A 13,314-nucleotide genomic window follows, 5' to 3' on the forward strand; every position below is an offset into this window, starting at 1 on the left:
CATCCTTCAGCTCCTTGCCTTGTTGCCTTCAAGCCTTATTGCATAATACGGTTAACCGTATAGACATCCTTCACGCGCTTGACCTTATCCACCACAGACTGCAGATGATCGGTGTTACGGATCAGAATCGTCATATGAATCATCGCCATCTTGTTCTTGTCAGAGCGTCCCGTAACCGCCGAGATATTGGTCTTGCTCTCCGATACCGCCTGCAGCACTTCATTCAGCAGTCCGTTGCGGTCATGGCCCGTAATCTCAATATCGACGCTATAATTGGCTTCCATGCTGCCTTCCCATTCCACTTCAATGACACGGGCTGATTCCTCCCCGTCCCCTTCACCCGGAATATTCGGACAATCCTCACGGTGCACGGATACGCCGCGTCCGCGGGTTACATAACCGATAATATCGTCGCCCGGCACGGGATTACAACATCGTGCGAAGCGTACAAGCAGATTATCAATCCCTTTGACACGCACACCGTTGGTCGGCTGATTGCGCTTCTCCCCGCTGGACTTGATCTCCTTCATCTCAGAAGTAAGCTCCAGATGACCGGCAGCTTCTTCCTGGTCCTTACGCAGCTTCTCGGTCAGCTTGGAGGCAATCTGCGCGGCCGTAATTCCGCCAAAGCCTACTGCGGACAGCATATCCTCTACATCATTAAAGGCAAATTTCTTCGCCGCTTCTGACAATTTATCTTCCGTCAGCCAGTCAGAGATCTCCACGTTGAGGCGCTTCAGCTCGCGTTCGATCGCTTCACGGCCCTTTTCAACGTTCTCTTCCCGCTTCTCCTTCTTGAACCATTGCTTAATCTTGCTGCGTGCATGTGAAGACTGGGCAATCTTCAGCCAGTCACGGCTCGGCCCGTACGAGTTCTTCGAGGTCAGGATCTCCACGATATCCCCGGTCTTCAGCTTATGGTCGAGCGGTACGATGCGCCCGTTGACCTTGGAGCCGATCGTCCGGTTGCCGACCTCTGTATGGATGCGGAAGGCGAAATCAAGCGGCACAGAGCCTGCAGGCAGCTCTACAACCTCACCCTTAGGCGTGAACACGAAGACGAGGTCGGAGAAAAAGTCCATTTTGAGCGACTCCACGAATTCCTCCGCATCCTTGGCTTCATGCTGCAGCTCCAGAATCTCGCGGAAGAACGGCATCCGGTTCTCCGGATTCACATTGTTGCTGCTGCCTTCCTTATACGCCCAATGCGCGGCTATCCCGAATTCGGCAGTGCGGTGCATCTCCCAGGTACGGATCTGCACTTCAGTAGGCTCCCCGCCGGGACCCACTACCGTTGTATGCAAAGACTGATACATATTCGCTTTGGGCATGGCGATATAATCCTTGAACCGGCCAGGCATCGGCTTCCAAAGAGTATGGATAATTCCTAACGTAGCATAACAATCCTTAATATTGTCGACGATAATGCGGATGGCCAGCAGGTCATAGATTTCGTTGAACTGCTTGTTCTTGGTGCTCATCTTGTTATAGACACTGTAAATATGCTTCGGACGTCCCGAAAGATCGCCTTCGATGCCCATTTCATCCAGCTTGGCGCGGATTCGCCCGATAACGCTATCGATAAACTGCTCACGTTCTGCCCGTTTCTTGTGTACAAGATTGGCAATCCGGTAGTACTGCTGCGGATTCAGATAACGGAGGGCAATATCCTCCATCTCCCATTTAATCGCAGAGATCCCCAAGCGGTCTGCAATGGGACAAAAAATCTCCAGAGTCTCATAGGAAATTCGGCGCTGGCTCTCTTCCGACTGGTACTTGAGCGTGCGCATATTATGCAGACGGTCCGCCAGCTTGATCACAATGACCCGGATATCCTGAGCCATAGCGATGAACATTTTGCGGTAATTCTCGTTCTGCTGCTCTTCCTTGGAGCGGAACCGGATGCGTTCCAGCTTGGTCAGACCATCCACCAGCATTGCGCAGGTATCGCCAAATTTCGCGCGAATCTGGTCCAGTGACACCGTCGTATCTTCTACAACATCGTGTAACAGCGCTGCAATAATAGATATAACATCCATTTGCATATTGACGACAATATCTGCGACCGCCAGCGGATGCAGAATGTATGGCTCCCCCGATTTCCGAACCTGCCCGTGATGAGCCTGATCGGCAAACTCATAAGCTTCCCGGATGCGGAGAAGATCTTTTTCTTTTATATAGGCGCCGGCCTTTTCGGTTAATTGCTCTATGCCCATTCTCGTCGTATCCGTTTCCCTTCTATAATAAAATGAACCCGCAAGCCGTGCAGAATTTGCAGGTTCCATATGTTCCAAACTGCACTACGCACAGATTAAAGTTGTCTATAATTATGACGCTTACGGAGGATTACGTCAACACTTGCCATAGCGTGGTATTCCTGTAAGGGAAAGGGACAAGAAAAGACAATTTTGTGGCGCGCGCAAAAATGTTGTTGTAAAAAGGCGCCGATCTATTTAATCTAGTAAAGGCGGTTTTTTAGCGCCAGGCTTACATCAAATTAGATCAGAAAGAGAAGTGAACTCCATTGCAACGCGAAATTCAAGTTAACGAAAGACTCCCTTGGGGCCCGGGTTTCCTCCTGAGTCTTCAGCATTTGTTCGCCATGTTCGGCAGCACAGTGCTTGTTCCCAACCTGTTCGGGGTAGATCCCGGCATGATCCTGCTGATGAATGGTATCGGCACCTTGCTTTACATTTGGATCTGCCGCGGCAAAATCCCCGCATATCTTGGCTCAAGCTTTGCTTTTATTTCGCCGGTACTTATGGTCCTGGCTAAACACACAGACGATCATGAGCATGGATATTCGCTTGCACTTGGCGCATTTATTGTTACCGGTGTTATTTTTATTCTAGTCGCTTTGATCGTTCGTTATGCGGGCACCGGCTGGATTAATGTCGTATTCCCTCCGGCGGTTATGGGCGCTATCGTAGCCACCATCGGACTGGAGCTCGTTCCTGTTGCAGCACGTATGGCCGGACTGATCGCTCCTGAAGGTGTGGCCGCCACTGACTGGATTCCGGACGGCAAAGCTATTACCTTATCCATGGTCACGCTGGGCGTTACCGTACTCGGCTCCGTGTTATTCCGCGGCTTCCCCAAAATCATTCATATCCTCATCGGTATCGTTACCGGTTATGTACTCGCTTATATCCTGGGCCAGGTAAATACTGGTGCTATCTCTGAAGCCCATTTCCTGTCCCATCCAACGATTATCACCCCATCCTTCGACTGGCAGGTTATCTTGACGATCATCCCTGTATCGCTTGTTGTAATTGTTGAGCATATCGGCCACCTGCTGGTTACCAGCAACATTGTCGGCAAAGACCTGACCAAGGATCCCGGACTGGACCGCTCACTGATGGGTAACGGGATTTCCACGGTACTCTCAGGATTCCTGGGCTCCACCCCGAATACCACTTATGGTGAAAATATCGGCGTTATGGCGCTTACCAAAGTCTACTCGGTATACGTAATCGGCGGCGCTGCAGTGATCGCTATCCTGCTCTCGTTCTCCGGAACGTTCTCGTCGGTCATTGCCAATATCCCCCAGCCGGTCATGGGCGGTGTCTCACTCTTACTGTTTGGTGTAATTGCCGCATCGGGCCTGCGTATTTTCGTAGAGCAGAAGGTCGATTTCTCCAAAGCCACCAACATGATTCTGGCTACTCTGGTACTGGTGGTAGGTATCAGCGGCATCACATTAACGGTTGGCGGTGTACAGCTGAAAGGGATGGCATTGGCGACTATCGTCGGTATGCTTCTCTCCTTGCTCTTCAAGCTGTTTGAAGTTCTTGGCCTGTCCAATGAACAGGAAACAGAGAAATCCGCTCATTAAGCCTCTTACCATTTACCACGTTCAACCTATAATACAAAAAGCGGACTGCTGTCTTAAATCGACAGCAGTCCGCTTTATATTTCCCGGGAAAAGTTGTCCGGGCGAATTAATCCTCGTAAGTCAACAGGGTAACCACTTCAATATCGGACAGCTTATTGCGTCCGGCCAGAGCCGTTAGCTCAATCAGGAAGGCAGCGCCGACAACTTGTCCGCCAAGCTGTTCCACCAGGCTTACCGAAGTAGCGATCGTGCCGCCGGTAGCGAGCAGATCATCGGCAATCAGAACCTTCTGTCCCGGCTGGATAGCATCCGTGTGTACAGCAAGGGTATCTTTGCCGTATTCCAGATCGTATCCCACTTCAATCGTCTCGTAAGGAAGCTTGCCGCTTTTGCGGATGGGCACGAAGCCAACGCCCAGTGCGTACGCCAGCGGTGCGCCTACTACAAAGCCGCGCGCTTCCGGTCCGGCAATGACATCAATCTCCAGATGGGCAACGAGAGCCTTAAGCTCATCAATAGCGGCACGGTACTTGGCCCCGTCTTTAAGCAGGGTAGTAATATCCTTAAAGCTGATTCCCGGCTGCGGGAAATCCGGAATCACACGAATACTGTCTTTGAAATCCAAAAGTATCATCTCCTAAAAGTTATGAGGATAGGCTATCCTCACCTGAATTCTCTGTAAAAGCTCTTACTCTGAAAGCACGCTACACCCGTTACGAGGCGCCTAACCGGCGTGACAGCATGAATTCCTGCAGTTCGCCGCGGCTGCCCTCCATGAAATACTGCTCCATTTCAGCAGTCTTGCCCAGCCTGATGAAGTGCTCTGACGTCGTCAGGCTCTTGGCGGCAGGCTGCGTGACAAAGGTAATGCTGCCGCCGCTGCGTTCAATGAAATCAAGCTCAGCGAACACATCAAGCATCCTGCCCAGCATACGCACACCCAGTGCAGACTGGCGGCTGAGCCGCAGCAGTACTTCATGCTCGGGGGTTGCCGTTGCTGCGATCGAGGCGATCAATTTATATAATGACTTGAAATGATCCCGTGTAGGAACCTGCAACCGGTCACGGCCGTCGCGGATCGAATGCAGCAGGGCAATATTCTCTGTGCGGGGAAACGCAGTGAACAGTGCTTCCAGCTGCTCCGGCGTTTCCGGCATATCCAGCAGACAGAGCAGCGTTATCTCTGCTTCGTCATTCCCCGGCTCACCCTGATGCACCTGTGAAATTCCTGCATCCTCATCGTAGACCCACAGCGACATGCCCTTCAGCTCGCGCAGTGGAGATCTGCGGCTGTTCTGAAATACCGCCGCTGTCTTAACCGGACTGCTGCCGTTGTACGAACGGAGCAGCTCCTGAATATGCGCTGCCTGCTTAACCGCATCGGCAGCACCGCGCAGGTCGAACAGCTGCGCGGCAGGCACTGCAAGATCCTGCAGCATCAGCTGAGGCTTGCGTGAGCCGTTCCATTCATTCACCGACAGCTCCGCCAGTACATCAATGATTGTACCCTCAGGCAGCAGATCAGCCAGCGATCCCTTGCCGAAGGCCACCGCTTCGATCGTCACCTTATCCTGCTGCAGGACAAGCTTCAGATGTTTGCCGTCCTGACCCATCTTGCGGGTCTCCTTCACAGCAGCTCCGCGCAGAATGAATCTCGGCAGCGGGTTAGCCATCCCGAAAGGGGCAAGCCGCTCCAGTTCAAGCGCAGCCTGGAGTGAAAAATCAGCAATAGAGACCTCACCGTCTGCAGCCGTCACGGCTACAAAGTCCTCTGGTGTCAGGATAGATGCAGCATAAGCATTAAGCGCTGCATCAAAGTCTTCAAGCTTGTCCTGCGGCAGGCTCATTCCGGCCGCAGCCGGATGCCCGCCGAAATGGTCCATCAATCCGGCACATGAAGACAAGGCCGCATAGATATCCAGCCCGGGGATCGAGCGGGCAGAGCCTTTGCACATCCCTGTATCCGGGTAAATATCCAGAATAATAACCGGACGATAATATTTTTCCAGCAGCTTAGAGGCCACAATCCCGACAACACCGACATTCCAGCCCTGCTCAGCCAGCACAATAATATCCGGAAGCCCGGTTTGACTGATTCTCTGCTCCAGCTTGGCCGTAGCTTCTCCTACAATTCTCTCCACGACCAGTTGACGTTCCTTATTCAGGAGGTCAAGCTCTCCGGCAAATTGTTCAGCCTCTTCAGCATCTGCGGTAGTGAGCAGTGTGACCGCCCGGCCTGCATGGTCCAGCCTTCCGCTGGCATTAATGCGCGGAGCCATGCCGAAGGCAATATTAACAGCGCTTACGGTGCTCATCGTAATTCCGCTGACAGAGAGCAGCGCCCGAATTCCAGGAAACGGCGAATTCCGCATGCTGGTCAGCCCCCGGCGCACTAGACTCCGGTTCTCCCCAAGCAGCGGCATCAGATCCGCAACGGTACCGATAGCGGCAATCTCACACCATTCTTCAGGAACTCCGCTACCAAGAAGAGCCTCGGCCAGCTTGTAAGCTACCCCCACTCCGGCAAGCCCCTTGAAAGGATACGGGCAGTCCGGCAGCTTCGGATTAATGAGTGCATAGGCCTCAGGCAGCAGCTCCGGCGGCTCATGATGATCTGTGACTATGACATCAATGCCCAGCTCTGAAGCGTAGGCAATCTGATGGTAGGCACTGATACCAGTATCCACAGTAATAACGAGAGATACTCCCTGCTGCAGCGCCCAGTCGAGCGCATGATTATGCAGACCATAGCCTTCGTTGGAACGATGCGGGATATAAATGTCAAAAGAAGCACCCAGATGACGCAGAAGAAAGATCATCAGCGCAGTACTGGATACCCCGTCTGCATCATAATCGCCATACACCAGAATATGTTCTTCATCTTGCAATGCCTTTCGAATCCGTGGCACAGCCTCGGCCATTCCTTTGAGCAGGAATGGATCATGACTATCCTCCGCTCCGCCATCCATGAATACCAGCGCCTTATCGGCAGTATCCATGCCTCTTTGCACGAGCAGTGAGGACAGAAGCGGAGAAATAGAAAGGCTCCGGGCCAGTTCCCGGTTTTTCTCGGGATCGGCTGCCGGAGATTGCCATCTTGTTTTTGAATGAAGCAATACAGCTCACCTTTCTCTCACCTTGCAGACTACTGAAGCAGCGTGGGAATATCATTATCCACGAGCTCATGGTTGCTTTTATAGGGATAACCCGGGTCATACGGCACCACATCCATTTGAACCTCGCCTACATGAACGAACCGGTGCTGCAGCAGCTTCCGGGCACATTCCGAGATATCCTGGGCTTCCATCACGCTAATCCGCGGATTTACGCTGATCTTGACATGAAGATTCACATAACTGCCTTCCTCCATTGCCTTGAGCTGCTCCACCCGGATGACTCCATGCACACGCTGGACGGTCTCAATGAAGCTGGCGGCCTCTTCGGAAGGAAGCTCCTGAATCTTTTTGCTGTAGACAGAGGAAGTAATCAGAGAATAGCCTTTGCGGATAACCAGACATCCGGTCAGCAGTGCGGCAATCGGGTCCATATAGAGCATAGGATGCCAATTGAAATACCCGCCAGTCATGGCCAGAGCAATACCTATAAATACGGTTATGGAAGTATATAGACTGAAACGGTGGGTATCCGCATACGCGGCATGACTGCCATCGTTCTTTTTTTTATAATAACGGTATTGGTATTGAAAGATAGCCTCTTTGAACACAATGCAAATCAGGACGGTTACAAGTGCCGACTGCCCAGGTGCCGATAAATGTCCCCGGGTTAAATCACGAATGGCCGAGAAAGCAATCTGCAGCCCGCCCATAAGAATAAGCACAGAAAAAAGAATGGCCGCCATCGGCTCTTTATTTCGTTGACCGGCCCGGCTGCCCGATGATGCTTCATACTTGTGACTCTGCTTCGAGTTCCACGGAATAACCCCTGCCAGCTTGGCGGCGGCATCTGCTCCGGAATAGATGGCATCCCCCATCAATGCTTTGCTGCCTGAAAGATAACCGAAGGCGCCTTTGGCCAGAGCCAGCCCAACATCACTGAGGATTCCGGTCCAGGCAACGGTGTCTTTTGCAGCTAATTGTTTGTCATTCATAACGAGGCCCTCCTTACCACTAGCAAGTAATCTCATGATGATGAAACCAGCTAAGATGCTGATCCAAAGATTCCGAAAAGCCGCGTCGCTTGTGACACGGCTTTCCGGGAAACTTAAGTTTTAGGCTTTGACCGGGTTGCTCTTTACCGGTGTCTTCTGGCGTTTCTTGAGCAGCAGCCAGAGCGGGCTTGCAATAAAGATCGAAGAATAGGCTCCGAAGAGCAAACCGATTACCATGGCAAGTGAGAACATTTTGATCGACTCTCCGCCCATAATCAGCAGGAAGAATGCGGCAATAAATACCGTAAAGGCTGTATACAGGGAGCGCATGAGGGTCTGGGACACACTCTTATTGACCAGGGACTTAAGATCCTCATACGACTTCTGTTTACCGAACCGCAGGTTCTCGCGGATCCGGTCGAAGATAACGATCGTATCATTAATGGAATAACCGATAATGGTCAGCACCGCAACAATGAAGGTCAGGTCTACCTCCAGACGGAAGATGGAGAAGATCGCTACAACCATAAAGGCATCATGGAGCAGCGCCACGATGGAAGCCAGCGCAAACCGCCATTCAAAGCGGATACTGACATAAATAATAATCCCGATACTGGACAGAAGCACAGAATAGATCGCATTGCGGGCCAATTCCTTAGCCATCTCTGTATCTACTGTGTTGACTTCGAAAGATGCCTGATCGTCAATCTTGTTGATTGCCGTTTTCAGGGTTTCACTCTGAGTATCATCCAGTTCTTCATCGTAGCGGATATTAACCCGTTTATCCCCGACGGTAATTGTAGGATCATGACCAATTCCAGCTTCATCCAACGCCGGCTGCAGCTGAGCCAGCGTCATGCTCTTGGATAGAGCAACGTCCACGTTAGAACCGGCCTTGAAATCAACGCTGTAATTCAGGCCGAAGGTTGCCAGAAAGACCAGACCCGCGACAGTAATGGCGATAGAGAAAATATAGAAAAATTTACTTAAATGTACGAAATCAAGCTCTTTCTTAAAGCGCACTGATGTCACTCTCCTTTACCCCAAATTGCTTCGGCTTTTTGAGTGCGCCGGCTTTAACCAGCACTGTCAGCAGCCAGTGGGCAAAATAAAGGTTTGTTACAATACTAAGTACAATTTCCACGATCAGAATCAGCGCGAAGCCTTTAACCGCACCTGTACCGAAGGCGAACATGACAGCCGCTACAATGATCGTAGTGACATTCGCGTCCATAACGGTACGGAACGAAGTTTTGTTACCTGCTTTGACGGAAGACAAAATGCTCTTACCGCTGCGCATTTCTTCCCTTATCCGTTCATTGGTAATGATATTGGCATCGACCGCCATCCCTATACCGAGAATGAACGCGGCAATACCGGGAAGGGTCAAGGTAAAATCAGCTATAACGAACACCAGAATCAGCAGCCAGGTATGAAGAATCAGCGCGAAGCTGGCCAGTACACCCGGAAGACGATACATAAACATCATGAAGACCAGAATGATCAGGGAACCTACAATACCTGCCTTAACCGTTTGGTCAAGAGACTGTTTACCAAGTGTTGCCCCTACGCTCTGGGAATATTTCTCCGTAAGCTTCAGCGGCAATGCACCGAGATTGATCGTATCTGCGATCTCACGGGCTTCATCTAGTGTATATCCTCCGGAAATAGAAGCTTTACCATCGGTCAGGACTGCCCTAACATAAGGAGGCTCGGACAACAATGTCTCATCCAGATAAATGGCGAGCTGCTTACCCAGCAGACGCTCGGTAATTTCCGCAAATTTATCTTTGTCCTTAATAGAGATGCTGATCTCCGGACGGTTGAGGTTATCGCGTTGCACGTCTGCCGCGCCTTCAACAAAATCACTGCCTACCAGTTCAATCTTGCTGAAGACTCCGGGTACATCACCATCAGCGGCACTGCGGAAGGTCAGAACTGCCGGTTCTTTCATTTTCTTGCGGACCTCGGCTTCGTCAGTAACGCCCGCAATCTTCAGACGGATGCGGTCCGTACCTTCAGTTGTAACCTCAGGCTCGCTTGTTCCGAGTGCATTCGCCCGTTTCTCCAGGCTCTCCGCTGTTTTTTGCAGCGAAGCACGGGTCAGGGTTCCTCCCGTATCCATCGGCTCGGCGTGGTACAGAATCTCAAATCCGCCCTTCAGGTCAAGACCTAGACGGACCTTGTCCAGCAGCCCGGGAGTTGTAAATCCCATGACGCCGGTTAGAACGACCACGGTGATGATAAAGCTCAACATTCTCTTCATGCTCTAGCTAGTTCCCCTTTCATTACTCAATATTCCTATTATAGCTACGTGCGAAATCACCGTCAATTCAAGAGGAATGACGGTGCCGGATTCACACAAAGAAACGGCCGGTTCTGCTTCTGGGCACAAACCATCCGTTTGGATAGGAACTGTTGAATTACTCTTCTCTTACTTTACTGCTTCCTGTAGCCGTTTGCAAAAGAAAATCGTTCCTTTTGGGCAAATTAGGCCGTCAGTTCAACCCCCGGTAGGCTGCCATGGTCAGATAATTCATGTAACTGCCCGATTTCAGTGAATAAATATCATTGACCAGTTTATGCAGAGGAGGTCTTCCTTCCTTAACATAATTACGGCTGACACAATCCCAAATATCCTTACCGGTCACATATTCATAGCCGAGGAGCCGGAATTCCTCCGCTTTGCTGATGCACATGGCTTCGATTTCTTCACTAAGCTCGTCATATCTCCATTGTTCCGATTCCACGTGTTGACACCTCCAAAGATTCCCCGTTACGTATGCTCAGAGATAAATATTCGACCCCTCTGCCGGTCTTTCCTTCTTTCGGCCAAAAACTTGTCATATGGAAAGCTTGTCATGGAGTTGACCTGTAGCAGCATATCCTTATACAAGCCTGCTTGGAAGAGGAACAAATTCACCGGAAGTTTTCATCTAATTTGGGAAGAAGGAGTGCCCTTTGAGGAAACAGACCTTTATACAAGGAACATTAATCCTGTTATTTGCAGGCATCATTAACCGGATGCTTGGTTTTATTCCCCGGATTGCTTTGCCGCGGATCATCGGCGCCGAAGGAGTAGGACTATACCAGCTTGGATATCCGTTCTTTATCGTATTGGTAACCGTCATTACCGGTGGGCTGCCGCTGGCAATTGCCAAAATGGTTGCTGAAGCAGAAGGAGAGAACCGCCCGGAGCAGTCCCGCAAAATCCTGCATACGGGCCTGGCAATCAGCCTGACGCTGGGTATTTTTTTCACCATTGTAGCTCTGCTCAGCGCCTCTTGGGTATCAAACGTTATTCTGACCGACCAGCGGGTATATTACACCTTTGTCAGCATGACTCCAATGATTGCAATCGTGGCCGTTTCGTCCATCTACCGCGGATATTTCCAGGGCAGGCAGAATATGCTTCCCTCGGCATTTTCCTCTGTGCTGGAATCAGTCATCCGGATCTTCTTTATGCTTTGGTTTTCCTGGCTGCTGCTCCCGAAAGGAATTGCTTTTGCGGCAGCAGGTGCGATGCTGGGCGTTACTGTAGGTGAAATAGGCGGAATGCTGGCCCTGCTGCTGCAATATTATTATATCGTCAAAAAGGACAAGAATGAGGCTCCGCCTCCTGCCGGTACGGCTGTTCCAGGTAGTGCTGCAGAGTCCGGAGATAAACCGCAGAGACAACCCGGAGGTGTGCTGAAGCGGCTGATCGGCATCTCTGTACCTGTAACCGCCGGACGCCTGATCGGCTCCTTTTCGTATCTGCTGGAATCCATTATTACCGTGCGCAGCCTGGCCCTTGCCGGTATAGCTGCCGCAGCCGCAACTGCACAATATGGTTCCCTGCAGGGAATGGTTATCCCGCTGCTGCTGCTGCCGGGTGTGCTCAGCTCCTCGCTGGCCGTTTCCCTCGTCCCTTCCTTATCCGAGGCAGCTGCCCGAAATGACCTGCCCACGATTCATAAAAGAATGCATCAGGCCCTGCGGCTGGCTATGGTAACGGGCGCCCCGTTTGCTGCTGTTATGTACGTTCTTGCCGTACCTTTATGTACACTGATGTACGGCAATGCAGCGGATACGGCACCTATGCTGCGGATGATGGCACCGTTCGCTTTATTCCTCTATGTCCAGGCCCCGCTGCAGGCCGCACTTCAGGCAATGGACCGCCCGGGCAAGGCACTGATTAATACACTGATTGGTGCGGTCGTCAAAATTTTGCTGATTCTGCTGCTCGCCTCCAGGCCGGAATACGGGATTCAAGGAGCCATTATCGCCATTATTGTCAATAGCCTCCTCGTGACTATACTTCATGCATACAGTGTTATCCGGCTGACAGCCATGTCCTTAAGATGGTCGGATCCGGTCAAAATTATAGCGGCTACGATCATCATGGCTGCCGGAATGACTTACGTCTATACCTCAGTTCACGTCTCCTCCTCACAGTGGATACAGTTTCTGGCTGCCGCTGCCAGCGGGATGGGCGTATACTTTAGCATTTGCCTGTTATCGGGCCTGATTTCCAGACGTGATCTGGAGCGTGTGCCTTTCTTCAAACGCTGGCGCAGCTAACATCTTCTTCTTATCTGGAGCCGATCGGATCAATATATATCTGACCCTTATGATCAATTGAGCATAGGAAAACATCACGGAAATCAGAGACACCCTTCTGGCGGATCTGGGTTCTAAGCCAGAATCTGTTCTTGCCGATCATCTCCAGATTGTCGTCCTGCACCTTTCCGTCCATAATCAGCGGAATCGGGAGGCCTTCGTAGCGGATTTTATGCTTCGGAAGCTTAACCGTACTTGAACTGTCTGATTTATCTGAACTGCGGGAGCTCTGCTGGTCTCCGCTGCTCCGTTCTTTCTGCTCCGCGCCTGAACTGCTGTTTCCTGATTGGTTGGTTGAAGATACCCCTTTATTCTTCTCAATTACAGTAAGCTGCCCGCTGGTTTCAAGAATGGCGAACTCTACATCAGCCGGACTGTCGATGTTCTGCCCGCGGAGCTGCAGCAGCAGATCATCAATGTTATATCTCTGTTTACGCATCTCGCCCCGGTGCAGCTTGCCGTCCGAAATGAGAATACTCGGCTTGCCATCCACCAGCAGGCGAAGCTTCCGGCTCTTCAGACTGAGCTGTGCGACCAACACCTGAATCAGAACCAGCGTTGCCATGGGCACGAACCCGTCATAGATGGGCCGCTCGATATCTTCAATTACAAAAACAGCAATCTCAGCAATCATAATGGAAATCGTGAGGTCAAACACCGACAATTTGCCGATCTCCCGTTTACCCATGATCCGCATACTCAGGAAAATGAAGATATACATCAGCACGGTCAGAAAGATGTGGGCAGTAATATGCTGGAACAACATATT

Annotated in this window: 10 protein-coding genes; 2 read left to right on the forward strand and 8 right to left on the reverse strand. The window is 51.2% G+C overall.

Translation table 11 applies throughout. The features are described 5' to 3' along the window. Positions 1-35: 35 nt before the first annotated feature. Complete coding sequence (locus P40081_RS28580; RefSeq protein WP_039294505.1) at positions 36-2,216, reverse strand: RelA/SpoT family protein; 2,181 nt, start codon at positions 2,214-2,216, stop codon at positions 36-38. 308 nt (positions 2,217-2,524) lie between these two features. Here P40081_RS28580 and uraA point away from each other — a divergent pair, with 308 nt between their 5' ends. Continuing rightward, positions 2,525-3,835, forward strand: coding sequence for a uracil permease (gene uraA / locus P40081_RS28585; RefSeq protein ID WP_042139539.1), 1,311 nt, complete (start codon positions 2,525-2,527; stop codon positions 3,833-3,835). A 106-nt stretch (positions 3,836-3,941) separates the two neighbouring features. Here uraA and P40081_RS28590 read toward each other — a convergent pair whose 3' ends face one another. From P40081_RS28590 to P40081_RS28615, 6 genes are all read right to left on the reverse strand, one after another. Next, positions 3,942-4,460, reverse strand: coding sequence for an adenine phosphoribosyltransferase (locus P40081_RS28590; RefSeq protein WP_039294499.1), 519 nt, complete (start codon positions 4,458-4,460; stop codon positions 3,942-3,944). Between the two features lie 88 nt (positions 4,461-4,548). Then, the gene (gene recJ, locus P40081_RS28595; RefSeq protein WP_042139540.1) at positions 4,549-6,951 is read right to left on the reverse strand and encodes a single-stranded-DNA-specific exonuclease RecJ; all 2,403 of its coding nucleotides are present in this window, start codon (positions 6,949-6,951) and stop codon (positions 4,549-4,551) included. A 29-nt stretch (positions 6,952-6,980) separates the two neighbouring features. Further along, the gene (locus P40081_RS28600) at positions 6,981-7,943 is read right to left on the reverse strand and encodes a cation diffusion facilitator family transporter (RefSeq protein ID WP_042139541.1); all 963 of its coding nucleotides are present in this window, start codon (positions 7,941-7,943) and stop codon (positions 6,981-6,983) included. Positions 7,944-8,063: 120 nt separating this feature from the next. Next, on the reverse strand, positions 8,064-8,966 hold the full coding sequence (gene secF, locus P40081_RS28605; protein ID WP_042139542.1) for a protein translocase subunit SecF: 903 nt from the start codon (positions 8,964-8,966) through the stop codon (positions 8,064-8,066). Further along, complete coding sequence (secD, locus tag P40081_RS28610) at positions 8,956-10,209, reverse strand: protein translocase subunit SecD (protein WP_042139543.1); 1,254 nt, start codon at positions 10,207-10,209, stop codon at positions 8,956-8,958. Before secD ends, secF begins: the two co-directional genes overlap by 11 nt. 232 nt (positions 10,210-10,441) lie before the next feature. Next, positions 10,442-10,693, reverse strand: a complete 252-nt coding sequence (locus P40081_RS28615; protein WP_039294483.1) for a post-transcriptional regulator — start codon at positions 10,691-10,693, stop codon at positions 10,442-10,444. A 211-nt stretch (positions 10,694-10,904) separates the two neighbouring features. Between P40081_RS28615 and spoVB the strand changes: the two genes are divergently transcribed. Then, entirely contained in the window at positions 10,905-12,506 is a 1,602-nt protein-coding gene (gene spoVB, locus P40081_RS28620) for a stage V sporulation protein B (protein ID WP_042139544.1), read from the forward strand. Positions 12,507-12,516: 10 nt separating this feature from the next. On the opposite strand, the gene P40081_RS28625 is transcribed toward spoVB, so the two are convergent. Beyond that, positions 12,517-13,311 (reverse strand): YetF domain-containing protein, encoded by a 795-nt coding sequence (locus P40081_RS28625; RefSeq protein ID WP_042139545.1) that lies wholly within the window; start codon positions 13,309-13,311, stop codon positions 12,517-12,519. Positions 13,312-13,314: the final 3 nt, after the last annotated feature.

This window comes from Paenibacillus sp. FSL P4-0081, assembly GCF_000758565.1.
GTDB classification, from domain to species: Bacteria; Bacillota; Bacilli; order Paenibacillales; family Paenibacillaceae; genus Paenibacillus_AQ; species Paenibacillus_AQ phytohabitans.

Bases quoted from the DNA above. Each gene is read 5' to 3' on its own strand.
- P40081_RS28580 (WP_039294505.1), bottom strand. From the start codon at position 2,216: ATGGGCATAGAGCAATTAACCGAAAAGGCCGGCGCCTATATAAAAGAA.
- P40081_RS28600 (WP_042139541.1), bottom strand. From the start codon at position 7,943: ATGAATGACAAACAATTAGCTGCAAAAGACACCGTTGCCTGGACCGGA.
- secD (WP_042139543.1), bottom strand. From the start codon at position 10,209: ATGAAGAGAATGTTGAGCTTTATCATCACCGTGGTCGTTCTAACCGGC.
- P40081_RS28625 (WP_042139545.1), bottom strand. From the start codon at position 13,311: ATGTTGTTCCAGCATATTACTGCCCACATCTTTCTGACCGTGCTGATG.